The following is a 24,491-nucleotide window of genomic DNA, read 5'->3' as shown; positions in this document are numbered from 1 at the left end:
GTGAGCGCGGATCTCCCTGCCCGGTGGGTAAGGGGGTCCCTCTCGAAGGTGACCCCCATGACCGCCGGCATCCCGATCACGCGAACGCCCCAGTGGGGTCTCTACCAGCGGGCCGTCGTGGACGTGGAGTTGCCCGCAGGACCGGTCCGCATCAGCCCGGCGCCGCCCGGAGTGGCGGTCGGCCGGTTTCCGGTCCCGCACGGGGAGACCGTCCATGTGGTCACGGCCCACAACCCCCGGGGCGCCCGCGCCTCGCGACGGCACAACCACCGCGCGCATCAGGAACTGCTCGGCCTGCTGCGCCGGCGGGGGCTTTCGTGGTGGCCCGCTGTCGGTGGCGACCCGGAGGGCCGGCACACCGAGGCGAGCGCGGCGGTCGTCGGCCTGAGCGACGACGAAGCGCGGGCGCTGGGGCGGGAGTTCGGGCAGGACGCGGTGTTCGCCTGGTCGGCGCCTGCCTGGCGGCTGCTGGCGTGCTTCGGCGCCGAGGAGGCGCTGACACTCGGGTGGCGGGCCACAGAAGCGTCGTCGCGATCCTCGCCCGATGAAGCGCCGGGTTTCCCGGTGGGGTGAGGTCCGAGCGCGGCGTCGAACACCGCACGGCCGCCGGCCCGTGGCGCCGGCGGAGTTTTCCACAGGGTCTGACGCTTTTCGGCCACCGGTTGTACGGTCTTGCCGAGTTGATGTTCGTACCGTCGCCTGTTCGCAGGCGGGCGGGCTGTGCGGGGGAGGCGGTCGCGGTGACCGGAACCGATGGGGGAGCGACGGACGCGGCGGACCGGGGCGCGCGCCGCCTGCCCCGCGTGCGCGGGTTCGCCGCATGGCCGCCACAGGGCTCGCCGAAGGAGGAGGGCAAGGCGCTCCGTTCGAGCGTGCCGCGCTCCGCCCACCGCACGCTGGACCTGGACGCCGCCCGCCCCGACGCGGTGAGCGCGGTGGCCGAGTCCAACGCCGGCCGCATCCCCGAACTGACCCCGCTCCGCGTGGGCCGGATGGCGGCCACCCCCTTCGCCTTCCTGCGCGGCTCCGCCGGACTCATGGCGTACGACCTCGCGCGCACCCCCACGACCAGGATCGGCACCCAGATCTGCGGTGACGCGCACGCGGCGAACTTCGGGCTGTACGGCGACGCCCGCGGCGACCTCGTCATCGACCTCAACGACTTCGACGAGACCGTGCGCGGCCCCTGGGAGTGGGACCTCAAGCGCCTCGCGGCCTCGCTGGTGCTCGCCGGCCGCGAGGCGGGCGCCGACGAGGACACCTGCCGCGCCGCGGCCCGGGACACGGCAGGCGCCTACCGCCGCACCATGCGGCTGCTCGCCAAGCTGCCCGTGCTCGACGCCTGGAACGCCATCGCGGACGAGGAACTGGTCTCCCACACCGACGCCCACGACCTGCTCGGCACGCTCCATCGGGTCTCGGAGAAGGCCCGGGCCAACACCAGCGGCCGGTTCGCCGCGAAGTCGACCGAGCCGGTGCCGGACGGCGGACGGCGGTTCGTGCCCGCGCCGCCGGTACTGCGCCGCGTACCGGACGCGGAGGCCGCCGCGGTCGCCGCGTCCCTGGAGTCGTACGTCGACACCCTTGGCGAGGACCGCCACCCGCTGCTCGCCCGGCACGCCGTGCACGACGTCGCCTTCCGGGTGGTCGGCACCGGCAGCGTCGGCACCCGGTCCTACGTCGTGCTGCTCCTCGACCACCGTGGCGAGCCCCTGGTCCTCCAGGTGAAGGAGGCCCGTCCCTCCGCGCTGGTCCCGCACCTGGTCACGGCCGGTTTCGAGGCGCCCGCGGTGCCGCACGAGGGGCGTCGCGTGGTCCTCGGGCAGAAGCGGATGCAGGTCGTCAGCGACACCCTGCTGGGCTGGACCACCGTCGAGGGGCGTCCGTACCAGGTGCGGCAGTTCCGCAACCGCAAGGGCAGCGTCGACCCGGCCGCCCTCGCCGCCGACCAGATCGACGACTACGGCCGCATGACCGGCGCCCTGCTGGCCCGCGCCCACTCCCACAGCGCCGACCCCCGGCTGATCGCCGGCTACTGCGGCAAGAACGAGGAGCTGGACGAGTCGATCGCCGCGTTCGCCGTCGCCTACGCCGACCGCACGGAGGCGGACCACGCCGAGCTGGTCGCGGGGATCAGGACGGGACGGATCGAGGCCGAGCTGGGGGTGTGACGAGGGAGACCTCCCGGGCCGTGAGGGACGGCTTCCCGTGAGCCGGGGGGCCGCGGCTCCTCGGGGGCGCGGGGAACTGCGCCGGCGACCCCGACGCATCCGGACCCGCACCCGGCACCGACCGGCACCCCTGCGGTGCGCTGCCGCCCGGCCCGAACCGTCCCCGGCGGTATGACGGCTACTCTGGGCGGGTGACGACCCCGGAAGCCGACCAGTCCCAGGCCCCGCGTCCCGAGGAACGGCTGGAACAGGCCGTACGGGCCGCCGAGCAGGCGTTGATCGAGTACGAGATCGCCGTGGAGACCTTCCGCGTCGAGGTCGAGAACTTCGCCCGCCTCCACGAACAGCGACTCGGCCCGCTCTACAGCCGCATCGAGGCGCTGGACGCGGAGATCGCCGAGGCGAAGGCCGCCCGCACCGGCGACCCCGAGGACATCCGCCGCGCCGCGGAGGCCCGCGCCCAGGTGATGCCGATCCCGGGCGTGGAGGAGCTGCTGCACGGCTGGATGGACGGTGACGGCCTGTTCCCGGAGGCCGTCGCCATGCTCACCGACCAGCCGGTACGGCCCCCGCAGCGGGTGCGGCCCAGCGAGGAGGCCCGCAAGCTCTACCGCGAGCTGGCCCGCAAGGCCCACCCCGACCTTGCCCAGGACGAAGCGGAGCAGAAGCGGCGCGAGGAGTTCCTCAGCCGGGTCAACGCCGCCTACGCCCGCGGCGACGAGACCCTGCTCCGGGAGCTGGCCGAGGAGTGGGCCGCCGGACCGGTACCGCCCGAGCGCCGCCCGAGCCCCACCGAGGAGCTGTACGCCCGCCTCGAATGGCTCGCCCAGCGCAAGGAGCTGCTCACCCTCGTCGCCCGCGAACTGGAGGATGGCGCGATCGCCGGCATGCTCCGCCTCGCTCCGGACGACCCCGACGGGCTGCTCGACGAGATCGCCGACCGGCTGCGCGCCGACATCAGCCAGCGGGAGGCGGAACTGGCCGCCCTGCTGGGCCAGGGCTGACCCACCCCCCGCTTCGGGTAGCGTCGGAGCCATGAATTTCGGAGCTGGTGTGCCCACGGTCCAGATCACGGACCTCAAGGACGGCGACTTCCTGCTGGACGTCCGCGAGGACGACGAGTGGCAGGCGGGCCATGCCGAGGGAGCCCTGCACATTCCCCTCAGCGAGTTCGTGGCCCGCTACGGCGAGCTGACCGAGGCCGCCCCGCAGGACGGACGCGTCCACGTCATCTGCCGCTCGGGCGGCCGCTCCGCCCAGGTCACCATGTACCTGGCCCAGCAGGGCGTCGACGCGGTGAACGTCGACGGCGGCATGCAGCACTGGCAGGCCGCCGGCCGCCCGGTCGTCACCGACCACGGCAAGCCGGGCGTCGTCCTGTAGCCCCCGGGCCCTCCCGGCCCCCGGGCGGCGCCTGGGTGTCGGTCAGCCGAGCGGATGGGCGGCCAGCAGGTCGCCCAGCCTCTCCTCGTACGCCGCCGCCGGGCCGAGCGTCAGCTCCAGGTGCTTGGCCCAGGCGTGATAGCGGTGCAGCGGGTAGTCGGTGTCCGCGCCGAACCCGCCGTGCAGATGCTGTGCCGTCTGCACCACCCGCCGTACCCCCTCCGCCGCCCAGATCTTCGCCACGGCGACGTCCCCGGCGGCGGGCAGCGCGCCCGGCGCCCCCGAGGAGATCCGCCACGCGGCCTGCCACAGGGTGGCCTCCATGGCACGCAGGTCGATGTACCGGTCCGCGGCCTGCACCGCCACCCTTGGAACGTCGCGAGCGGATACCCGAACTGCTCCCGCCGGCCGGCGTACTCAGCGGTCATCCGCAGCACCCGCTCGCCCAGCCCGAGGGCCAGCGCGCACGTGCCCGTCACCAGCAGCCCGTGCAGCCACTCCCAGGCACCGTCGGCCTCGATCACCTCACCGGGGTCGACCCGCACGGACCGCAGCCGCAGCTCGGCCAGCCGCTCACCGCTGGTGGAGACCTGCGCGGCGAGCACCAGCCCGTCCGCCTCACGCGGCACCAGCGCCAGCACGGTCCGGTCGCCGGCCGCGCCCTCGATGTGCGCCGGTACGACGACCAGGTCCGCGTCGAACGCCCACGGCACCGCCGTCTGCACCCCGTCCAGCAGCCAGACCCGCCCCTCCCGGCGTGCGGTGACGGCCAGTTCGGCCGGTCGTGGCCGGTACGGCCCTGTGCCGCGACGGTCAGCACCAGCTCGCCCCGGCCCGCCCGGGCCGGCAGCCGGTCCACCTGCTCCGGGCCGCCGTAGGCCTGCACGGCCGCCGCGGCGGCGCAGTGCTCCAGCAGCGGCACCCGGGCGAGCACCCGGCCGGCCTCGCGCAGCACTAGGCACAGCGCGATCGCGTCCAGGGCCGCCCCGCCGTGCGCCTCGGCCAGCAGCAGGCTCAGCAGGTCCGCGTCGGCGAGCCGGGACCACAGCGCCCGGTCGAAGCCCTCGGCCACGGCGCCGGTGGTGAGCGCCGGACTGGGCACCGCGTCCGGCGTGACCCCGGCGAACACCCCGCGCGCCGCCTCGGCCGCTGCCCGCTGCTCCTCGCTGAAGGTGAAGTCCACGGCCTGTCCTCCTGGCGGGTCCGGTCGTCCGGCAGCGCAGCCGAGTCCGGCTGCCGTCATCTGACGGTCCGTCAAGATAGAACAAGTTCTAGGGGAAGGGAACGGTCGTGCGGCCCTCAGCGGTCGAAGTCCAGCTCCACCCTTTCCGTCAGCGGATGCGACTGGCAGGCCAGCACATACCCGGCCTCCGTCTCCTCCGTCTCCAGCGCGAAGTTGCGGTCCATGCGGACCTCGCCCGCGACCAGGAAGGCCCGGCACGTCCCGCACACCCCGCCCTTGCAGGCGTAGGGCGCGTCGGGCCGGTTGCGCAGCACCGCCTCCAGCAGTGACTCGCCCTCCCGCACCGGCCAGCTGCCGCCGCGACCGTCGAGCCGCGCGGTGACGGTGCTGTGCGCGGGCGCCGAGGCCGTGGCCGCCGGGGCCGAGCCCGCGTCCACGTGGAAGATCTCCTGGTGGATCCGGTCCCGGGCCACGCCCAGCTCGCGCAGCGCCTGCTCGGCGCCCCGCACCAGCCCGTACGGCCCGCACAGGAACCAGCCCGCCACCTCGTCCACCGGCAGCAGCGCGGGCAGCAGCCCGGTGAGCCGCTCCCGGTCGAGCCGGCCGGACGGCAGGCCCGCCTGCTGTTCCTCCCGGGAGAGCACGGTCACCAGCTGAAGCCGCTCCGGGTAGCGGTCCTTCAGGTCGGCGACCTCCTCCAGGAACATCGTCGAGGCGGCCGTGCGGTCGCTGCGTATCAGGCAGAACCGGGCCGCCGGCTCGCGCGCCAGCAGCGTGGCGACGATGGACAGCACCGGGGTGATGCCGCTGCCGCCGACGACCGCCGCGTACAGACCGGGCGCCGGTTCCAGCGTGAAGCGGCCCGCCGGGGTCATCACCTCCAGCTCGTCCCCGACGTTGATCTCCTTCAGCGCGTACGCCGAGAAGGCCCCGCCCTCGACCAGCCGCACCCCCACCCGCAGGCTGTCCGGGCCCTCGCCGGCCGGGTCGGGGGCGGGGGAGCAGATCGAGTAGGTGCGCCGGATCTCCGTGCCGGCGACCCGGCGGCGCAGCGCGAGATGCTGGCCGGGTGCGTGCCGGTACTCCTCGCGCAGCTCGGGCGGGACGGAGAGGGTGAGGGCGACGGAGTCGTCGGTGATCCGGTCGACCGCGGCCACCGGGAGCGGGTGGAAGCGGGCCATCACAACTCCTTGAAGTGGTCGAACGGTTCACGGCAGGCCAGGCAGCGGCGCAGCGCCTTGCACGCGGTGGAGGAGAACCGGCTCAGCAGTTCGGTGTCGGCCGATCCGCAGTGCGGGCAGCGGACCGGTTCGGTCGCGGTGTCCTTGGCGTGCGTGCCGTGCATGTCTTGCGTGGCGTGCGCGCGGGTCGGCCCGAGGGTCAGGGACACCGGTCCGTCGCCGTGGCGCACGCGCGGCGGGGCGATGCCGAACTCCCGGAGCTTCTCGCGCCCTTCGGGGGTGATGTCGTCGGTGGACCAGGCCGGGCTGAGCACCGTGCGGACGGTGACCTCACGCATGCCGTGGGCGCGCAGCACCCGCTCGATGTCGAGGCTCATCGCCTCGATGGCCGGGCAGCCGGTGTAGGTGGGGGTCAGGTCGACCTCCACCTGGTCGGCGCCGTGGACATGCACCGCGCGGAGCACCCCCAGCTCGCGCAGGGTGAGCACGGGCAGCTCGGGGTCGGGCACCGCGCCGGCCAGCTCCAGCAGCCGCTCCTCCAGGGCGGTGGCGGTCACCATGACGCCCCCGGGTGGCTGCGGTGCAGGTGCTGCATCTCGGCGAGCATCCGGCCGAACGACTCGGTGTGCAGGCCCTGCCGGCCGGCGCCCGCCGACCAGGCGCCGGTGCGCGGCCCCTCCGGGACCGGGAGGGTGGCCCGGCCGAGCACGCCGGTGACGGACTCGAGCCAGCGCTCCTCCAGACGGGCCCAGTCGGCGGTCAGGCCCTCCACCGGCTGGAACATCTCGCCGGTGAACCGCCACAGCGCGTCGCAGGCCCGGAGCATCCGCTCACGGCTGGTCCCGGTGCCGTCGCCGAGCCGCAGCGTCCACTGCTCGGCGTGGTCGCGGTGGTAGGCGACCTCCTTCACCGCCTTCGCGGCCAGCGGCGCGAACGGGCCGTCCTGCGCGGCGAGTTCGGTGTAGAGCAGCTGCTGGTAGGTGGAGAAGTAGAGCTGGCGGGCGATGGTGTGCGCGAAGTCGCCATTCGGCTGCTCGACCAACTGGAGGTTGCGGAAGGCGCGTTCCTCGCGCAGATAGGCGAGTTCGTCCTCGTCGCCGGCCAGGGACAGCAGCACCCGGGCCTGGCCGAGCAGGTCCAGGGCGATGTTGGCGAGGGCGACCTCCTCCTCCAGGACGGGGGCGTGCCCGGCCCACTCCCCCAGGCGGTGGGAGAGCACCAGGGCGTCGTCGCCCAGGGCGAGCGCGGCGGTCACCGGGACGGGGGCGGAGCCGGTGGCGGGGCGGGCCGCGGGGCCGGTGGCGGTCACAGGTGCTTCACCCCTTCCGGGATGTCGTAGAAGGTCGGGTGCCGGTAGGGCTTGTCGGCGGCCGGCTCGAAGAACGGGTCCTTCTCGTCCGGCGAGGACGCGGTGATCGCGGCGGCCGGGACGACCCAGATGGAGACGCCCTCTCCGCGCCGGGTGTACAGATCGCGGGCGTTGCGCAGGGCCAGCTCGGCGTCGGGCGCGTGCAGGCTGCCGGCGTGGGTGTGGGAGAGGCCGCGCCGGGAGCGCACGAAGACCTCCCACAGGGGCCAGTCGGTGGTGCTCATGCTCGCGTCGCTCCTGTCTCACCGGTGCCGCCGGTGTGCTTGGCCGCGTAGGCCGCGGCCGCTTCCCGTACCCACGCGCCCTCGTCGTGGGCGCGCCTGCGCTGGGTGATCCGCTGTTCGTTGCAGGGGCCGTTGCCCTTGAGGACCTCCCAGAACTCCGTCCAGTCGATCGGACCGAAGTCGTAGTGCCCCCGCTCCTCGTTCCACCGCAGCTCCGGGTCGGGGAGGGTGAGGCCCAGGGATTCGGCCTGCGGGACGCAGATGTCCACGAAGCGCTGGCGCAGCTCGTCGTTGGAGTGGCGCTTGATCTTCCACTCCATCGACTGCGCGGAGTGCTGGGACTCGTCGTCGGGCGGGCCGAACATCATCAGCGAGGGCCACCACCAGCGGTTCACGGCGTCCTGGGCCATGGCGTGCTGCTCGGGGGTGCCCTTGCTGAGGGCCAGCAGCAGCTCGTAGCCCTGGCGCTGGTGGAAGGACTCCTCCTTGCAGATCCGCACCATCGCGCGGGCGTACGGGCCGTAGGAACAGCGGCACAGGGGGACCTGGTTGGTGATCGCGGCGCCGTCCACCAGCCAGCCGATCGCGCCGACGTCGGCCCAGGTGAGGGTGGGGTAGTTGAAGATCGAGGAGTACTTCTGGCGGCCGCTGTGCAGCTTGTCGAGCAGTTCGTCGCGGCCGGTGCCGAGGGTCTCGGCCGCGCTGTACAGGTACAGGCCGTGGCCGGCCTCGTCCTGGACCTTGGCCATCAGGATCGCCTTGCGGCGCAGGGAGGGCGCGCGGGTGATCCAGTTGGCCTCCGGCTGCATGCCGATGATCTCGGAGTGCGCGTGCTGGGCGATCTGCCGGACGAGGGTCGCGCGGTAGGCGTCGGGCATCCAGTCGCGTGGTTCGATGCGTTCGTCGGCGGCCACGGCCGCGTCGAAGGCGCGCTGGTAGGCCGTCGTGTCGACGGTGTCCGGTGCGCCGTCCGCCTCGGTGCCGGCCGTGCGCTGCGCGGCTGCTGTGGCCATGCGATCCCCCTGACCTCGGGCTCTGCGGTGAACTCTGTCCGGTCGATACGTCCCGGCCGGCGTCCCGACCGATCGTTCGGTTCATGCGTAGTCCATGGTGTGCCGGGCCGCTGTGGGTGTCAACCGCTGTGGAAAACTGCGCCCACAGCCTGTGGACAAGGACGGGCGGGCCACGGCGGGCCGTACCCGCGGCCCGCGCCGGGGGCCGTACGCGTGGCGAGGACCACCGCGGTCGGCCCGTACCCGGGGCTGCGCCCGGGCCCGGGGGCTGAGTACCGTTCCGTGCGAGCGCCGAGACGTGGCACTCGTGAACGACGCGACGCCTGTGACGGGCGTTGCTCTCCCGCGTCGCTCCGCCCAGCCGACCGCTGGGCCGGACGACCGGGCCGCGACCGCACGAGCCGAACGACTGACCAGGGGGACGGGACGCAATGGACGCGTACGACGAGGACTCGCGGGGCCCCCTGGTCCCGGACGGGTCGGCCGGGACGCGTCTCCCGGAAGAACCCGCGCAGCCGCCGCCCCCGCCGCCCGGTCACCCACCCAGGCCCCGCAGCGGCGTGGCCGCGCTTCCCCCCGGCTACCAGGTCGGTGCCGCGCAGCCGCCGCCCCCGCCGCCCGGTCACCCACCCAGGCCCCGCAGCGGCGTGGCCGCGCTCTCCCCCGGCTACCAGGTCGGTGCCGCGCTGGCGCTCGCCGTCGTCGCCGTGGCCGCCTGCGTGCATCTGCTGATGGTCTTCCTCAGCCTCGCGCCGGCGAACACCGTGACGAAGCAGCACGGCAAGGCGATAGAGGAGTGGGTGTACCCGGAGTTCGAGCAGAACTGGAAGCTCTTCGCCCCGAACCCGTTGCAGCAGAACATCGCCGTACAGGTCCGCGCCGAGGTGCGGATGCGGGACGGCGGCCTGCGCACCACCGGATGGACCGACCTGTCCGCCCAGGACGGCGCCGCCATCGACGGCAACGTGGCGCCCAGCCACACCCAGCAGAACGAGCTGCGCCGGGCCTGGGACTTCTTCACCGCCACGCACGCCGCCGACAACCGGCCCGTCGGCCTGCGCGGCTCCCTGTCCGAGCAGTACCTGCGCCGCATCGTGGTGATGCGCCTGTACCGGGACGATCCGACGAGCCGGGAAGGCGTGATACAGCGCGTGCAGGTCCGTTCCAGCACCACCAATGTGCAGCCGCCGCCGTGGAGCCGTGAGCGGGTCTCCGACAAGCCCGTCTACCGCCTGCTGCCCTGGTGGTCCGTGACCGCCGACGAGGCCGCCGGAGGTGTGCGGTGAACCGTCTCTCCCTGACGCTGTCGCACGGTATCGCCCGGGTCACCGAGGCGGCCCTCGGCCCGTACCAGAGCGCCGTGATCCGGATCGGCTTCGCCGGGACCTGGCTGCTGTTCCTGCTGCGCGAGTTCCCGCACCGCCAGGAGCTGTACGGCCCCTCCGGGCCGTGGGGCTGGAACCTCGCCAAGCAGCTGACCGCCAACAACGAGGCCTTCACGGCGCTGCTGTGGTCCGACGGACAGCTCTGGTTCGAGTGCTGCTACGCGCTGGCCATCCTCGCCAGCGCCGCCCTGGTGCTCGGCTGGCGCACCCGGACGGCGTCCGTGCTCTTCATGGTGGGCGTGCTGTCGCTGCAGAACCGCAGCGTCTTCGTCGGTGACGGCGGCGACAACGTCCTGCACCTGATGGCCATCTACCTGGTGTTCACCCGCTGCGGACAGGTGTGGTCCCTCGACGCGCGGCGCGCGGCCCACGGCGCGGCGGCACGCGCGCGGGGCGAGTGGGCGCCCGCCGACCGGATGGGACCGGTGCTGTGGGCGGTGCTCGGCCTGGCGCTGGGCACGGTGACGCTGACCGGCCGGTTCGACACGGACTGGCCGATCCCGGTGCTGCTGTGGACGGCGTGGGCGGGGCTCGGCCTGTGGTGGCTCGTCGGACGCCGGGAGGCCTGGCAGCAGCCGCGGATGCTGCTGGACGTCGTCGCCAACATCCTGCACAACGGCGCCCTGGTCGTGATCATGGCGGAGGCCTGCCTGATCTACGCCACGGCCGGCTGGTACAAGGTCCAGGGCTCGCGCTGGCAGGACGGCACCGCCGTCTACTACCCGCTCCACCTGGACTACTTCTCGCCCTGGCCCGGTCTCGCCGACCTGATGTCGTCCAGCGGCACGATCATGATGATCGTCGCCTACGGAACCGTCATGGTGCAGGTCGCCTTCCCGTTCACCCTGTTCAACCGGCGGGTCAAGAACGTCCTGCTGGTGCTGATGATGACCGAGCACGCGGTGATCGCGGTCGTCCTCGGACTGCCGTTCTTCTCGCTGGCGATGATCACCGCCGACGCGGTCTTCCTGCCGACGTCCTTCCTGCGCCGGCTGGGCGACCTGGCGGCACGCGCGCGGTGGCGGCTCGCCCGGCGCGTCGGCCGTACCGTTCCTGCGCCGCGCTCCCCGGAGGAGAGCCCGGCGGACCGCGTAGGGTTCACCGCATGAGCGACCCGCTGAGCCGCTGGCGCGAGCACGCGGACACCGCCGTGCTGCTCGACGGCTTCCACGCCCTGAAGCACGCGCTGCGCTTCGGGGCCGAGGTGCCGGTCGCGGTCACCACCGACCGGCGGGCCGCGCTCGCCCTCGCCGAGGAGCTGGCCGGGGACGTCCGCGACGCCCTGGAGGCCCTCCTGGCGGAGGTGTCCGAGCCGGCGTACGCCTCCCTCGTCCCGCGGCCCCATCCGACCGGCGTGGCCGCCCTCGCGGTACGGCCGCCCCGTGAGGCCAACCTGCGCGCGCTCGCCCGCACGCCCCGCACCGCGCCCGTCGTGGTGCTGGACAACCCCCGCAACCTGGGCAACGCGGGTGCCGTGATCCGGCTGGCCGCCGGTTTCGGGGCGACCGGCGTGGTCACCACGGGCACGCTCGACCCGTGGCATCCCACGGTGGTGCGCGGCGGCGCGGGCCTGCACTTCGCGACCGCCGTGGAGCGCCTCGGCGTCGCCGAGCTGCCCGCCGGGCCGCTGTTCGCCCTCGACCCGGAGGGCGAGGACATCCGCGGCACGAAGCTGCCCGACGACGCCGTGCTGGCCTTCGGCTCGGAGCGCTCCGGCCTGTCGCCGGAACTGCGCGCCCGGGCCGACCACCTGCTGCGCCTCCCGATGCGCCCCCAGGTCTCCAGCTACAACCTGGCCACCAGCGTGGCGATGACGCTGTACCACTGGAGCGCCACCGGAGCCGCGCCCAGGGCCTAGACCTCCCGGCGCACCTCCACCACACGGAAGCGGTTGGCGACGAAGGCGCCGTCGGTGAGGGCCGCGTTGGCCGCCGGGTTGCCGCCCGAGCCGTGGAAGTCGGAGAACGCGGCCGTCTGGTTGACGTAGACCCCGCCGGTCAGGTTGAGCGAGAGCTGGGCGGCCTCCTCCAGGCAGACCTCCTCGACGGCGCGCTCGGTCCCGGCGTCCGTCGTGTACGCGCCGACCGTCATCGCGCCCTTCTCGCGGACAGTGCGCCGCAGCAGCTCCACCGCGTCCGTCACCGAGTCGACGGCGACGGCGAAGGAGACCGGTCCGAAGCACTCGCTCATGTACGCGGCCTCGTCGTCCGGCTTGGCGCCGTCCAGCTTGACGATGACCGGGGTGCGGACCACCGCGTCCGGGAACTCCGGGTTGGTGACCTCGCGGGAGGCGAGGGCGACCTCGCCGAGGCCGGCCGCGGCCTCCAGGCGGGCCTTGACGTCCGGGTTGACGATCGCGCCCAGCAGCGCGTTCGCCCGCGCGTCGTCGCCGAGCAGGCCGTCGACCGCGCGGGCGAGGTCGGCGGTGACCTCGTCGAACGTCTTGGGGCCCTGGTCGGTGGTGATGCCGTCCCGGGGGATGAGCAGGTTCTGCGGGGTGGTGCACATCTGGCCGCTGTACAGGGACAGCGAGAACGCCAGGTTGGACAGCATGCCCTTGTAGTCGTCCGTGGAGTGCACGAGCACCGTGTTGACGCCGGCCTTCTCCGTGTAGACCTGCGCCTGGCGGGCGTTGGCCTCCAGCCAGTCGCCGAAGGACGTCGAACCGGTGTAGTCGATGATCTTGATCTCGGGGCGGGTGGCGAGGGTCTTCGCGATGCCCTCGCCGGGGCGCTCGGCGGCCAGCGCCACCAGGTTTGGGTCGAAGCCCGCCCCGGCCAGCACCTCCCGGGCGACCTGGACGGTCAGCGCGAGCGGCAGCACCGCGCGCGGGTGCGGCTTGACCAGGACCGCGTTGCCGGTGGCCAGGGAGGCGAACAGGCCCGGGTAGCCGTTCCACGTCGGGAAGGTGTTGCAGCCGATGACCAGGGCGGTCCCGCGCGGGACCGCGGTGAACCGCTTGGTGAGGGCCAGCGGGTCGCGCTTGCCCTGCGGCTTGGTCCACTCCGCCGTCTCCGGGGTGCGGACCTGCTCCGCGTACGCGTACGCCACCGCCTCCAGGCCGCGGTCCTGGGCGTGCGGGCCGCCCGCCTGGAACGCCATCATGAAGGCCTGCCCGCTGGTGTGCATGACGGCGTGCGCGAACTCGTGCGTCCGGTCGCTGATCCGCTTGAGGATCTCCAGACAGACCACCGCCCGGACCTCCGGGCCCGCGTCCCGCCAGGCCCGCTGCCCGGCCCGCATGGCCGGGAGCAGCACGTCGACGTCCGCGTGCGGGTACGTGACGCCCAGCTCGATGCCGTACGGCGAGACCTCGCCGCCCACCCAGTCGTCCGTGCCCGGCTGGCCGAGGTCGAGGCGGGTGCCCAGCACGGCGTCGAAGGCGGCCTTGCCCGCCGCGGCGTCCAGGCTGCCGTTCTCCCCGTAGGCCTTCGGGTGTTCGGGGTGCGGGGACCAGTACGCGCGGGTGCGGATGGCCTCCAGGGCCTGGTCGAGCGTGGGCCGGTGCTTTTCGATCAGCTCGGGCGTGGTCAGTTCGGCGGCCATGCGGGACCAACTCCTCGTCTGGAGAACTCGTCGTCGAGTTCGGACCTGGCAGAAAGAGCAGCGGGATGGGACGGTCAGAGCTAGAGTAACCGAACGATCGGTCGGTACAAGGGGGTCCCGCCGCATCTGTGGAAAACCCCGTGCGGGAGGATCGCGCACATGACAGCACTCGACCTCAGCAGCCCCGTGGCCGTCGTCGGTACCGGCACCATGGGCCAGGGAATCGCCCAGGTCGCGCTGGTCGCCGGGCACCCCGTGCGGCTCTACGACGCCGCACCCGGGCGGGCCCGGGACGCGGCCGAAGCGATCGGCGCCCGCCTCGACCGGCTCGTGGCCAAGGACCGGCTCACACAAGCCGACCGGGACGCGGCCCGCGCCCGCCTGAAGCCCGTGGACAGCCTCGCGGAACTGGCGGACTGCGGGCTGGTCGTGGAGGCCGTCCTGGAGCGGCTGGACGTCAAGCAGCGGCTCTTCGGCGAGCTGGAGGAGATCGTCGCCGAGGACTGCCTGCTCGCCACCAACACCTCCTCGCTGTCGGTGACCGCCGTCGGCGGCGCCCTGCGCCGTCCCGGCCGCTTCGTCGGCCTGCACTTCTTCAACCCGGCGCCGCTGCTGCCGCTGGTCGAGGTGGTCTCCGGCTTCGCCACCGACGTCACGTCGGCCACTCGCGCGTACGAGACCGCCCGCGCCTGGGGCAAGACCCCGGTGGCCTGCGCGGACACCCCCGGCTTCATCGTCAACCGCATCGCCCGGCCGTTCTACGCCGAGGCGTTCGCCGTCCACGAGGCCCAGGCCGCCGACCCCGCCACCATCGACGCGGTGCTGCGGGAGTGCGGCGGCTTCAGGATGGGCGCGTTCGAGCTGACCGACCTGATCGGCCAGGACGTCAACGAGTCCGTCACCCACTCGGTGTGGCAGTCCTTCTTCCAGGACACCCGCTTCACGCCCTCGCTCGCCCAGCGCCGGCTGGTGGAGTCCGGGCGGCTCGGCCGCAAGAGCGGACGCGGCTGGTACGACTACGCGGACGGCGCCGAGCGGCCCGAGCCGCACACCGCCGACAAGGAGCAGCCGCCCGCCCACGTCGTCGCCGAGGGCGGTCTCGGCCCGGCCGCCGAACTGCTTACCATGATCCGCGAGGCGGGCATCCCGGTCCGCGAGGAGGACGAGGACCACGGCACCCGCCTGCTGCTGCCCAGCGGCGGCCAGCTCGTCCTCGCCGACGGCCAGACCTCCGCCGAGTTCCGGGACGTCGTCTACTTCGACCTCGCCCTGGACTACCGCACGGCCACCCGTGTCGCCCTGTCCGCCGCCCAGGACACCTCGCCGCGGACCCTCGCCGAGGCCACCGGACTCTTCCAGGCGCTCGGCAAGGACGTCAGCGTCATCGGCGACGTCCCCGGCATGATCGTCGCCCGCACGGTCGCCCGGATCATCGACCTCGCCCACGACGCCGTCGCCAAGGGCGTGGCCACCGAGGAGGACATCGACACCGCGATGCGGCTGGGGGTCAACTACCCGCTCGGCCCCTTCGAGTGGGACCGCAGGCTCGGCCGCGACTTCGCCTTCGGCGTCCTGGACGAGATGCACGAGCGCGAACCCTCCGGACGCTACGCGCCCTCCCTCGCGCTGTACCGCCACGCGTATGCCACCGACAAGCGGGAGGGCACCTCATGACCACGGCCAAGCGCGACACCTACACGCCGGAGACGCTGCTCACCGTCGCCGTCCGCGTCTTCAACGAGCGCGGCTACGACGGCACCTCCATGGAGCACCTCTCCAAGGCGGCCGGCATCTCCAAGTCGTCGATCTACCACCACGTCAGCGGCAAGGAGGAGCTGCTGCGCCGGGCCGTCAGCCGCGCCCTGGACGGCCTGTTCGCCATCCTGGACGAGGAGCACGCGCGCGTGGGGCGGCCGGCCGAACGGCTGGAGCACGTCGTGCGCCGCATGGTCGAGGTGCTCATAGCCGAGCTGCCCTACGTGACGCTGCTGCTGCGCGTGCGCGGCAACACCGAGACCGAGCGCTGGGCGCTGGAGCGGCGCCGCGACTTCGACCACCGGGTCGCCGAGCTGCTGAAGGCGGCGGCGGCCGACGGGGACGTACGCGGCGACGTGGAGGTCCGCCTGGTCACCCGGCTGGTCTTCGGGATGATCAACTCGATCGTGGAGTGGTACCGGCCGGACGCGCGGGGCGCGAGCGACCGGGAGGTGGCCGACGCCGTCGTCCGGCTGGTCTTCTCTGGGCTGCGCCAGGACTGACCTCAGCCCTCCGGCTCCAGGTCCTCCTCCTCGAACACCAGCAGCGTGCGGGTGCTGAGCACCTCGGGGATCGCCTGGAGCCGGGTCAGCACCAGCTCGCGCAGCGCCCGGTTGTCGGGCGTGTGCACCAGCAGCAGCACATCGAAGTCGCCGCCCACCAGAGCGATGTGGGAGGCACCGGGCAGTTGCCTGAGCTGCTCGCGGACCGTGCGCCAGCTGTTCTGGACGATCTTCAGCGTGATGTACGCCGACGTGCCGTGACCCGCCCGTTCGTGGTCCACGCGCGCGCTGAAGCCCCGGATCACCCCGTCCTCGACGAGCCGGTTGATGCGCGCGTAGGCGTTGGCGCGCGAGACGTGGACGCGCTCGGCCACCGACCGTATCGAGGCCCGGCCGTCCGCCTGGAGGATCTTCAGGATGTCCTGGTCGATGGCGTCCAGCGGGCGCGGCGGCGGCAGGGCGGCGCCGTCCTGCGGCCCGGCGGCCATTTGTTCAGCTCCCATGTCCTCCCGCTTCCTCGCCGTGGACGTCCTGCGGTCATTCCAGGCTGTGGAGAACCGTTTGTCCACAGCCTGAAGGCACCTGTAGCCAAAATGTGCCAGCGACCGAACAATCGGTTGGTGAGGCGAGTCACAGACGACGCGCCTCCCGTAGCCACTCCCACGAGGAGGTGCCGTCATGACGGTTCTGGAGCAGCGGGGCGCGTACCGGCCATCGCCGCCGCCCGCCTGGCAGCCCCGTATGGACGCCGCGCCGCTGCTGCCCGACGCCGAGCCCTACCGCGTCCTCGGCACCGAGGCGGCCGCCAAGGCCGATCCCGGCCTGCTGCGCCGGCTGTACGCCGAGCTGGTGCGCGGGCGCCGGTACAACACGCAGGCCACCGCTCTCACCAAGCAGGGCCGGCTCGCCGTCTACCCGTCCAGCACCGGCCAGGAGGCCTGCGAGATCGCCGCCGCCCTGGCGCTGGAGGAGCGCGACTGGCTCTTCCCCAGCTACCGCGACACGCTCGCCGTCGTGGCCCGGGGCGTGGACCCCGCCGAGGCGCTCACCCTGCTGCGCGGCGACTGGCACAGCGGCTACGACCCCTACGCCCACCGGGTGGCCCCGCTCAGCACCCCGCTCGCCACCCAGCTGCCGCACGCCGTCGGCCTCGCCCACGCCGCCCGCCTCAAGGGCGACGACGTGGTGGCGCTGGCCATGGTCGGCGACGGCGGCACCAGCGAGGGCGACTTCCACGAGGCGCTGAACTTCGCCGCCGTCTGGCAGGCACCGGTCGTCTTCCTGGTGCAGAACAACGGCTTCGCCATCTCCGTACCGCTCGCCAAGCAGACCGCCGCGCCCTCCCTGGCCCACAAGGCCGTCGGGTACGGAATGCCGGGCCGACTGGTCGACGGCAACGACGCCGCGGCCGTGCACGAGGTCCTCAGCGACGCCGTACGGCACGCGCGCGCGGGCGGCGGCCCGACCCTCGTCGAGGCGGTGACGTACCGCGTCGACGCCCACACCAACGCCGACGACGCCACCCGCTACCGGGGCGAGGCCGAGGTCGCGGCCTGGCGCGCCCACGACCCCATCGAGCTGCTGGAACGCGAACTGACCACGCGCGGACTGCTGGACGACGCCGGCATCGAGGCCGCCCGCCAGGACGCCGAGACGATGGCCGCCTCCCTGCGGGAACGCATGAACCGGGACCCCGAACTCGACCCCATGGACCTCTTCGACCACGTCTACGCCGAGACCACCACGCAACTGCGCGAGCAGCGCGACCTGTTGCGGGCCGAGCTGGAGGCCGAGCAGGAGCAGCACGGCGAGCCCGGCGCCCGGGAAGGCGGCGCCCGATGACCACCGTCGCCGTCAAGCCCGCCACCATGGCGCAGGCCCTCACGCGCGCGATGCGCGACGCGATGGCCGCCGACCCGGCCGTGCACGTCATGGGCGAGGACGTCGGCACCCTCGGCGGGGTCTTCCGCGTCACCGACGGGCTCACCAAGGAGTTCGGCGAGGACCGCTGCACCGACACCCCCCTCGCCGAGGCCGGCATCCTCGGTGCCGCCGTGGGCATGGCGATGTACGGCCTCAGGCCCGTGGTCGAGATGCAGTTCGACGCGTTCGCCTACCCGGCGTTCGAGCAGCTGATCAGTCATGTCTCCCGGATGCGCAACCGCACGCGCGGCAGGATGCCCCTGCCGATCACCGTCCGCATCCCCTACGGCGGCGGCATCGGCGGCGTCGAGCACCACAGCGACTCCTCCGAGGCCTACTACATGGCGACGCCCGGGCTCCACGTCGTCACCCCCGCCACCGTCGCCGACGCCTACGGGCTGCTGCGCCAGGCCATCGCCTCCGACGACCCGGTCGTCTTCCTGGAGCCCAAGCGGCTGTACTGGTCGAAGGACAGCTGGAACCCCGAGCAGCCGACGGACGTCGAGCCGATCGGCCGGGCCGTCGTCCGCCGGGCCGGCCGCAGCGCCACGCTCATCACCTACGGCCCCTCGCTGCCGGTCTGCCTGGAGGCCGCGGAGGCCGCCCAGGCCGAGGGCTGGGACCTGGAGGTCGTCGACCTGCGCTCCCTGGTGCCGTTCGACGACGAGACGGTCTGCGCGTCCGTCCGGCGCACCGGCCGCGCCGTCGTCGTCCACGAGTCCACCGGGTTCGGCGGGCCGGGCGGCGAGATCGCGGCCCGCGTCACCGAGCGCTGCTTCCACCACCTGGAGGCACCGGTGCTGCGCGTGGCCGGGTTCGACATCCCCTACCCGCCGCCCATGCTGGAGCGGCACCACCTGCCCGGCGTCGACCGCATCCTGGACGCCGTGGCCCGGCTGCAGTGGGAGGCCGAGGGCTGATGGCTCAGGTGCTGGAGTTCAAGCTGCCCGACCTCGGTGAGGGGCTCACCGAGGCGGAGATCGTCCGCTGGCTGGTCCAGGTCGGTGACGTGGTCGCCGTCGACCAGCCGGTGGTCGAGGTCGAGACGGCCAAGGCGATGGTCGAGGTGCCCTGCCCGTACGGTGGCGTGGTCACCGCCCGCTTCGGCGAGGAGGGCACCGAACTGCCCGTCGGCGCCCCGCTGCTGACGGTGGCGGTGGGCGAACGGGAACCGGAACCGGAGGGCTCCGGCAACGTCCTGGTGGGTTACGGCACCCAGGCCCCGGCGGCACGCCGGCGCCGGGTGCGGGCGGGCACGGGTGCGGCCGACGGACACAGCGTCCGGCGCGCGGCCGACGGCAACGGTCAGGCGGCGCCCGGAGCCCCGGCCGCCGGGCAGGCCGCCCGGCGCGGGACCGCCCGGGCCGACGCCCACGCCCACGCGCGCGTGGCCGCACCGGCGGTGGCGCAGGCACCCGCCTCCGCGTCCGCCACCACCGCTGCCCCCACCGCCGCCCCCGCCGAGGGCCCGGTCCCTGTGATCTCCCCCCTCGTGCGCAAACTCGCCCGTGACAACGGCGTCGATCTGCGGCGGTTGGCCGGGTCGGGGCCGGACGGGCTCATCCTGCGCGCGGACGTCGAGAACGCGCTGCGGGCCGAGGCCGCACCGGCCCGCACGGCCGAGGAGCCGGTCGTACGGCCCGCCGCCGCGCCCGCCCCGCAGGGCGGCGGGACCCGGATCCCGCTCAAGGGCGTGCGCGGTGCCGTCGCCGACAAGCTCTCCCGCAGCCGCCGGGAGATCCCGGACGCGACCTGCTGGGTCGACGCCGACGCGACGGAACTCATGCGCGCACGCGCGGCGATGAACGCGGCCGGAGGCCCGAAGATCTCCCTCCTCGCGCTGCTCGCCCGTATCTGCACGGCCGGCCTCGCCCGCTTCCCCGAGCTGAACTCCTTCGTCGACACCGAGGCCCGCGAGGTCGTCCGGCTCGACCAGGTCCACCTAGGGTTCGCCGCGCAGACGGAACGCGGCCTGGTCGTGCCGGTCGTCCGGGACGCCCACGCGCGCGACGCCGAGTCGCTGACCGCCGAGTTCGCCCGGCTCACCGAGGCGGCCCGCGCCGGGACGCTGACCCCCGGGGAACTCACCGGCGGGACCTTCACGCTGAACAACTACGGCGTCTTCGGCGTCGACGGCTCCACCCCGATCATCAACCACCCCGAGGCGGCCATGCTCGGTGTCGGCCGCATCGTCCCGAAGCCATGGGTGCACGAGGGCGAGCTGGCCGTCCGCCAGGTCGTCCAGCTCTCGCTCACCTTCGACCACCGGGTGTGCGACGGGGGCACGGCGGGCGGCTTCCTGCGGTATGTGGCGGACTGCGTGGAACAGCCGGCGGTGCTGCTGCGCACCCTGTGAGGCCCGGCTTCCGCTGAGACACAGGTTCGGAAGGAGGAACCGGCAGGACATACTCGGAGGGTGACCGACACCGCCCCCGCCGCTCCCGCGGACCCGGCTCCCGGGGTCCCCGCGCCGTACGACGCCGTCGTGCTGGCCGGCGGTGCCGCCCGGCGGCTCGGCGGGGCCGACAAGCCGGCGCTCCGGGTCGGTGGCCGCGCGCTGCTCGACCGGGTGCTCGCGGCCTGCGCCGACGCCGGGACGACCGTCGTCGTGGCCGCGCCCCGGCCCACCGCCCGCCCGGTGCGCTGGGCACGCGAGGAGCCGCCCGGCGGCGGACCGGTCGCCGCGCTGGAGGCTGGCCTGCGGCTCACCACCGCCGGGCACACCGTCGTCCTCTCCGCCGACCTGCCCTTCCTTGAACAGCCCACGCTCCGACGCCTGTTGAACGCCCTTCAGGACACCGCGGCCGATGGTGCGCTGCTCACCGACGCCGACGGCCGTGACCAGCCGCTCGTCGCCGCCTACCGCACCGCCGCCCTGCGCCGTGAGCTGACCGCCCTCGCCACCGCGCACGGCGGCCTCAGCGGGCTGCCCCTGCGCCGGCTGACCGGTGCCCTGCGCCTCACCCGCGTCCCGGACCCGCTCGCCTCGTTCGACTGCGACACCTGGGACGACATCGCGACGGCCAGGGCACGCATCAGGGAGCATGGGTCCGTGTTGGATGAATGGATCTCCGCAGTCAAGGACGAGTTGGGCATCGAACTGGACGTCGACACCGGCGTCCTCCTCGATCTGGCCCGGGACGCCGCGCACGGCGTGGCCCGGCCCGCAGCCCCGCTGACCACCTTCCTCGTCGGCTACGCCGCCGCCCAGGGCAAGGGCGGCCCCGAGGCCGTCGCCGAGGCCGCGCGCAGGGCCGCCGCGCTGGCGCTGCGCTGGGAGGAAGAGAACGGTGGGGGCACCACGGACGCGAGGAGCGGGGGCCCGAGCGCCCCGGACGCCGGATGACCGCCCCCGGCACCCGGGCCGAGGCGTCCGCCGAGGACACCGACGACCTCGATGTCGAGGAGGCACTGGCGCTCGTGAGGGATGCCCACCGGGAGCCCCGGGACGACAGCACGGACGACGGCGCGGGCCAGGCGTCCGCTCCGGTCGCCCCGTCACCCGGTGAGCGGCCCGCAGATCGGCACCGGGCCACCCCCTGGCCCCAGGCCCGGGAGGCCGCCGCGCGTGCCGCGCGTTCCCGTGCCCGCCGTGCCCCCGTCTCCGTGGCGCTCGGCGACGCCCTCGGGCTGGCCCTGGCCGCGCCCCTCGACGCGCTCACCGACCTCCCCTCCTTCGACACCTCGGCGATGGACGGCTGGGCGGTCGCCGGACCAGGACCCTGGCAGGTGCGGGAGGAGGGCGTGCTCGCCGGGCACGCGCAGCCCGAACCCCTCACCGACGGCGAGGCGGTCCGCATCGCCACCGGCGCCCGCATCCCCGCCGACACCACCGCCGTCCTGCGCACCGAGCACGGCCGGATCGACGCCCAGGGCCGCCTGCACACCACCTGCGAGATGCTCCACGGCCAGGACATCCGCCCACGCGGCCAGGAGTGCCGCAACGGCGACCAGTTGCTGCCCGTCGGAACCCTGGTCACCCCCGCCGTCCTGGGCCTCGCCGCGGCGGCCGGCTACGACACGGTCACCGTCGTGCCCCGCCCCCGCGCGGAAGTCCTGGTCCTGGGCGACGAGTTGCTGACCGAGGGCCTGCCGCACGACGGGCTGATCCGGGACGCCCTCGGCCCCATGCTGCCGCCCTGGCTGCGCGCGCTCGGCGCCGACGTCATTGCCGTACGCCGGATCGGCGACGACGCCAAGGCCCTGCAGAAGGCGGTCACCCGCTCCGCCGCCGACCTGATCATCACCACGGGCGGCACCGCGGCGGGGCCCGTGGACCACGTCCACCCGATCCTGGAACGCGTCGGCGCCGAACTCCTCGTCGACGGCGTCAAGGTGCGCCCCGGCCACCCCATGCTGCTTGCCCGCACCAAGAACCACCAGCACCTCGTCGGACTGCCCGGCAACCCCCTCGCGGCCGTCTCCGGTCTGCTCACCCTCGCCGAACCGCTGCTGCGGACCCTGGCCGCCCACCCCGCCCCCGAGCGGTACACGCTGCCGCTGCGTGAGGCGGTGCACGGGCACCCCCACGACACCCGGCTCATCCCTGTGGTGCTGCGCGGTGACCACGCCATGCCGCTGCACTACAACGGCCCGGCCATGCTCCGGGGCGTCGCCGCCGCCGACGCGCTGGCCGTCGTACCGCCGGGCGGGGCCCGACAGGGCGAGGAGGCCGAGCTGCTGGACCTGCCGTGGGCGACCGCCGGAATCGGGGTGTGTTTCACGTGAAACTTCCGGGCCATGACGCCATAGCCCGCCAGGCGGGCGAACATCTGGTGACCCATCGGGTGGCACTCCCGAGAAAAGTGGTGGAGCGTCCGATCCGCCAGGTCGTCAAGCGGCTGATCATGGCCCTGGTGGTGCTGGTCGCCACCGCGCTGGTCGTCTACGCCGACCGCGAGGGCTACCGCGACAGCTCCGACGGCCCCGTCGACCTCCTCGACGCGTTCTACTACGCGACCGTCACCCTCTCCACCACCGGATACGGCGACATCACCCCGGTCAGCGACAGCGCCCGGCTCACCAACATCCTCGTCATCACGCCCCTGCGCGTGCTGTTCCTGATCATCCTGGTCGGCACCACGCTGGAGGTCCTCACCGAACGCACCCGTGAGGAATGGCGCCTGAACCGCTGGAGGTCCACCTTGCGTGACCACACCGTCGTCGTCGGCTTCGGCACGAAGGGACGGTCGGCCATCCAGACCGTCTGTGCGACCGGGCTGAAGAAGGAGCAGGTGGTCGTGGTCGACCCCAGCTCCAAGGCGATCGACGCGGCCACCGCCGAGGGCTACGCCGGTGTCATAGGCGACGCCACCCGCAGTGACGTGCTCAAACGGGCCGAGGTGCACAAGGCCCGGCAGATCATCATCGCCCCGCAGCGCGACGACACCTCCGTCCTCGTCACGCTGACCGCCCGCCAGCTCAACCGCACCGCCAAGATCGTGGCCGCGGTGCGCGAGGAGGAGAATGCCCCGCTGCTCAAGCAGTCCGGCGCCGACGCCGTCATCACCAGCTCCGGCGCGGCCGGCCGCCTGCTCGGCCTGTCCGTGCTCAGCCCCGCGGCCGGCATGGTCATGGAGGACCTGATCCAGCAGGGCAGCGGGCTGGACCTCGTGGAACGGCCGGTGGTCCGCGGCGAGGTCGGCAAGAAGCCCCGCGAGACGGACGACCTGGTGGTGAGCGTCCTCCGCGGACACCGGGTGCTCGGCTACGACGATCCGTCCGTCGGCACGCTCCAGCTGACGGACCGGCTCATCACCATCGTCCGCGCCACCCCCGAAACCCGGGTCACCCCGGACATCCGCCCCCTGCCACCCGGATGACCGGTCCCTGGGGGAGTAGCGTCACCGGCATGCATGCGATCACGATTCCCGAACCTGGTGGTCCCGAGGCGCTGGTGTGGGACGAGGTCCCCGATCCGGTGCCCGGCGAGGGCGAGGTGCTGGTCGAGGTGGTGGCCAGCGCCGTCAACCGTGCCGACATCCTGCAGCGCCAGGGCTTCTACAACCCGCCGCCCGGCGCCTCCCCCTACCCCGGCCTGGAGTGCTCCGGCAGGATCGCCGCGCTCGGTCCCGGCGTCTCCGGCTGGGCCGTCGGCGACCAGGTGTGCGCGCTGCTCGCGGGCGGCGGCTACGCCGAGAAGGTCGCCGTACCGGTCGGGCAGCTGCTGCCCGCTCCCGAGGGGGTGGACCTCACGCGCGCCGCGGCGCTGCCCGAGGTCGTCTGCACCGTCTGGTCCAACGTGTTCATGGTCGCCCATCTGCGTCCCGGCGAGACGCTGCTGGTGCACGGCGGCTCCAGCGGCATCGGCACCATGGCGATCCAGCTCGCCAAGGCCGTCGGCGCCAAGGTCGCGGTGACCGCCGGGACGAAGGAGAAGCTCGACCGCTGCGCCGAGCTGGGCGCGGACGTGCTGATCAACTACCGCGATCAGGACTTCGTCGCCGAGATCAAGCAGGCCACCGGGGGCGCGGGCGCCGACGTCATCCTCGACAACATGGGTGCGAAGTACCTGGACCGCAATGTCCAGGCGCTCGCCGTCAACGGACGGCTCGCGATCATCGGCATGCAGGGCGGTGTGAAGGGTGAGCTGAACATCGGCACGCTGCTCAGCAAGCGGGCCGCGATCAGCGCGACCTCGCTGCGCGCCCGCCCGCTGACGGAGAAGGCGGCCATCGTCGCCGCCGTACGTGAGCACGTGTGGCCGTTGCTCACCGCCCGGCACGTCCGCCCGGTGGTGGACCGCGAGCTGCCGATGCCGGAGGCGGCCGAGGCGCACCGGCTGGTGGAGGCGAGCGGCCACATCGGCAAGGTGCTGCTGGTCGCGCCGTAGCGGGGGTCCCGGCCGTCCGGGCG

The 24,491-nt window shown here is 73.6% G+C and carries 23 protein-coding genes and 1 pseudogene; 16 read left to right on the top strand and 8 right to left on the bottom strand.

Annotation, left to right across the window (positions count from 1 at the left end; genetic code table 11):
* Positions 1 to 57: 57 nt before the first annotated feature.
* From OO52_RS45970 to OO52_RS00400, 4 genes are all read left to right on the top strand, one after another.
* Positions 58 to 573 (top strand): DUF3293 domain-containing protein, encoded by a 516-nt coding sequence (locus tag OO52_RS45970; RefSeq protein ID WP_051818158.1) that lies wholly within the window; start codon positions 58 to 60, stop codon positions 571 to 573.
* A gap of 110 nt (positions 574 to 683) precedes the next feature.
* Positions 684 to 2,171, top strand: coding sequence for a DUF2252 domain-containing protein (locus OO52_RS00410; protein ID WP_234339557.1), 1,488 nt, complete (start codon positions 684 to 686; stop codon positions 2,169 to 2,171).
* 191 nt (positions 2,172 to 2,362) lie between these two features.
* Positions 2,363 to 3,175, top strand: coding sequence for a hypothetical protein (locus OO52_RS00405; protein ID WP_030640238.1), 813 nt, complete (start codon positions 2,363 to 2,365; stop codon positions 3,173 to 3,175).
* 49 nt (positions 3,176 to 3,224) lie between these two features.
* Positions 3,225 to 3,554: a rhodanese-like domain-containing protein gene (locus OO52_RS00400; RefSeq protein ID WP_030640240.1), complete on the top strand. Its 330-nt coding sequence runs from the start codon at positions 3,225 to 3,227 to the stop codon at positions 3,552 to 3,554.
* 42 nt (positions 3,555 to 3,596) lie between these two features.
* Here OO52_RS00400 and OO52_RS00395 read toward each other — a convergent pair.
* The 6 genes and pseudogenes from OO52_RS00395 to paaA all read right to left on the bottom strand — a co-directional run bounded on the left by OO52_RS00395 (position 3,597) and on the right by paaA (position 8,524).
* Positions 3,597 to 4,737 (bottom strand): annotated as a pseudogene (locus tag OO52_RS00395) (acyl-CoA dehydrogenase family protein).
* A gap of 116 nt (positions 4,738 to 4,853) precedes the next feature.
* The gene (locus tag OO52_RS00390; RefSeq protein ID WP_030640242.1) at positions 4,854 to 5,918 is read right to left on the bottom strand and encodes a 2Fe-2S iron-sulfur cluster-binding protein; all 1,065 of its coding nucleotides are present in this window, start codon (positions 5,916 to 5,918) and stop codon (positions 4,854 to 4,856) included.
* A complete protein-coding gene (paaD, locus tag OO52_RS00385) occupies positions 5,918 to 6,478 on the bottom strand; it encodes a 1,2-phenylacetyl-CoA epoxidase subunit PaaD (protein WP_030640244.1) in 561 nt (186 codons plus the stop codon). Before paaD ends, OO52_RS00390 begins: the two co-directional genes overlap by 1 nt.
* The gene (paaC, locus tag OO52_RS00380) at positions 6,472 to 7,227 is read right to left on the bottom strand and encodes a 1,2-phenylacetyl-CoA epoxidase subunit PaaC (RefSeq protein ID WP_037628465.1); all 756 of its coding nucleotides are present in this window, start codon (positions 7,225 to 7,227) and stop codon (positions 6,472 to 6,474) included. The genes paaD and paaC overlap by 7 nt, the downstream gene beginning before the upstream one ends.
* Positions 7,224 to 7,511, bottom strand: a complete 288-nt coding sequence (paaB, locus tag OO52_RS00375; protein ID WP_030640248.1) for a 1,2-phenylacetyl-CoA epoxidase subunit PaaB — start codon at positions 7,509 to 7,511, stop codon at positions 7,224 to 7,226. The genes paaC and paaB overlap by 4 nt, the downstream gene beginning before the upstream one ends.
* Positions 7,508 to 8,524 (bottom strand): 1,2-phenylacetyl-CoA epoxidase subunit PaaA, encoded by a 1,017-nt coding sequence (gene paaA / locus OO52_RS00370; protein ID WP_030640250.1) that lies wholly within the window; start codon positions 8,522 to 8,524, stop codon positions 7,508 to 7,510. Before paaA ends, paaB begins: the two co-directional genes overlap by 4 nt.
* Before the next feature lie 431 nt (positions 8,525 to 8,955).
* On the opposite strand from paaA, the gene OO52_RS00365 reads away from it, so the two are divergent.
* From OO52_RS00365 to OO52_RS00355, 3 genes are read left to right on the top strand one after another with little or no spacing between them, the layout of a single operon-like run.
* A complete protein-coding gene (locus OO52_RS00365) occupies positions 8,956 to 9,810 on the top strand; it encodes a DUF5819 family protein (protein ID WP_030640252.1) in 855 nt (284 codons plus the stop codon).
* Positions 9,807 to 11,018 carry an HTTM domain-containing protein gene (locus OO52_RS00360; protein WP_030640254.1) on the top strand — a complete coding sequence of 404 codons (1,212 nt, stop codon included), beginning with the start codon at positions 9,807 to 9,809 and terminating at the stop codon, positions 11,016 to 11,018. The genes OO52_RS00365 and OO52_RS00360 overlap by 4 nt, the downstream gene beginning before the upstream one ends.
* Complete coding sequence (locus OO52_RS00355) at positions 11,015 to 11,767, top strand: TrmH family RNA methyltransferase (protein ID WP_030640256.1); 753 nt, start codon at positions 11,015 to 11,017, stop codon at positions 11,765 to 11,767. Before OO52_RS00360 ends, OO52_RS00355 begins: the two co-directional genes overlap by 4 nt.
* On the opposite strand, the gene paaN is transcribed toward OO52_RS00355, so the two are convergent.
* Positions 11,764 to 13,455 (bottom strand): phenylacetic acid degradation protein PaaN, encoded by a 1,692-nt coding sequence (gene paaN / locus OO52_RS00350; protein ID WP_030640258.1) that lies wholly within the window; start codon positions 13,453 to 13,455, stop codon positions 11,764 to 11,766. The two genes, OO52_RS00355 and paaN, sit on opposite strands and share 4 nt — an antisense overlap.
* A 159-nt stretch (positions 13,456 to 13,614) precedes the next feature.
* Here paaN and OO52_RS00345 point away from each other — a divergent pair, with 159 nt between their 5' ends.
* Together OO52_RS00345 and OO52_RS00340 are read left to right on the top strand one after the other, a co-directional pair.
* Positions 13,615 to 15,129: a 3-hydroxyacyl-CoA dehydrogenase gene (locus tag OO52_RS00345; protein ID WP_030640260.1), complete on the top strand. Its 1,515-nt coding sequence runs from the start codon at positions 13,615 to 13,617 to the stop codon at positions 15,127 to 15,129.
* A complete protein-coding gene (locus tag OO52_RS00340; protein ID WP_030640262.1) occupies positions 15,126 to 15,713 on the top strand; it encodes a TetR/AcrR family transcriptional regulator in 588 nt (195 codons plus the stop codon). The genes OO52_RS00345 and OO52_RS00340 overlap by 4 nt, the downstream gene beginning before the upstream one ends.
* 2 nt (positions 15,714 to 15,715) lie before the next feature.
* On the opposite strand, the gene OO52_RS00335 is transcribed toward OO52_RS00340, so the two are convergent.
* Complete coding sequence (locus tag OO52_RS00335) at positions 15,716 to 16,201, bottom strand: Lrp/AsnC family transcriptional regulator (RefSeq protein ID WP_030640264.1); 486 nt, start codon at positions 16,199 to 16,201, stop codon at positions 15,716 to 15,718.
* 190 nt (positions 16,202 to 16,391) lie between these two features.
* Between OO52_RS00335 and pdhA the strand changes: the two genes are divergently transcribed.
* The 7 genes from pdhA to OO52_RS00300 are packed head-to-tail and all read left to right on the top strand — an operon-like array spanning position 16,392 to position 24,468.
* Positions 16,392 to 17,555: a pyruvate dehydrogenase (acetyl-transferring) E1 component subunit alpha gene (pdhA, locus tag OO52_RS00330; RefSeq protein WP_030640266.1), complete on the top strand. Its 1,164-nt coding sequence runs from the start codon at positions 16,392 to 16,394 to the stop codon at positions 17,553 to 17,555.
* On the top strand, positions 17,552 to 18,556 hold the full coding sequence (locus OO52_RS00325; protein ID WP_030640268.1) for an alpha-ketoacid dehydrogenase subunit beta: 1,005 nt from the start codon (positions 17,552 to 17,554) through the stop codon (positions 18,554 to 18,556). Before pdhA ends, OO52_RS00325 begins: the two co-directional genes overlap by 4 nt.
* Positions 18,556 to 19,992, top strand: a complete 1,437-nt coding sequence (locus tag OO52_RS00320; protein WP_030640270.1) for a dihydrolipoamide acetyltransferase family protein — start codon at positions 18,556 to 18,558, stop codon at positions 19,990 to 19,992. The genes OO52_RS00325 and OO52_RS00320 overlap by 1 nt, the downstream gene beginning before the upstream one ends.
* Positions 19,993 to 20,052: 60 nt before the next feature.
* A complete protein-coding gene (locus tag OO52_RS00315; RefSeq protein ID WP_030640272.1) occupies positions 20,053 to 20,982 on the top strand; it encodes an NTP transferase domain-containing protein in 930 nt (309 codons plus the stop codon).
* Positions 20,979 to 22,364, top strand: coding sequence for a molybdopterin molybdotransferase MoeA (locus OO52_RS00310; RefSeq protein WP_030640274.1), 1,386 nt, complete (start codon positions 20,979 to 20,981; stop codon positions 22,362 to 22,364). The genes OO52_RS00315 and OO52_RS00310 overlap by 4 nt, the downstream gene beginning before the upstream one ends.
* Positions 22,361 to 23,458, top strand: coding sequence for a potassium channel family protein (locus OO52_RS00305; protein ID WP_030640276.1), 1,098 nt, complete (start codon positions 22,361 to 22,363; stop codon positions 23,456 to 23,458). The genes OO52_RS00310 and OO52_RS00305 overlap by 4 nt, the downstream gene beginning before the upstream one ends.
* Positions 23,459 to 23,487: 29 nt before the next feature.
* Positions 23,488 to 24,468 (top strand): NAD(P)H-quinone oxidoreductase, encoded by a 981-nt coding sequence (locus OO52_RS00300; RefSeq protein WP_030640278.1) that lies wholly within the window; start codon positions 23,488 to 23,490, stop codon positions 24,466 to 24,468.
* Positions 24,469 to 24,491: the final 23 nt, after the last annotated feature.

Origin of the sequence: Streptomyces flaveolus (assembly GCF_000716535.1) — a bacterium.
Lineage (GTDB): Bacteria > Actinomycetota > Actinomycetes > Streptomycetales > Streptomycetaceae > Streptomyces > Streptomyces flaveolus_A.
The sequence above is the reverse complement of the archived record's forward strand: the minus strand, read 5'-3'. Positions and strand labels throughout refer to the sequence as shown.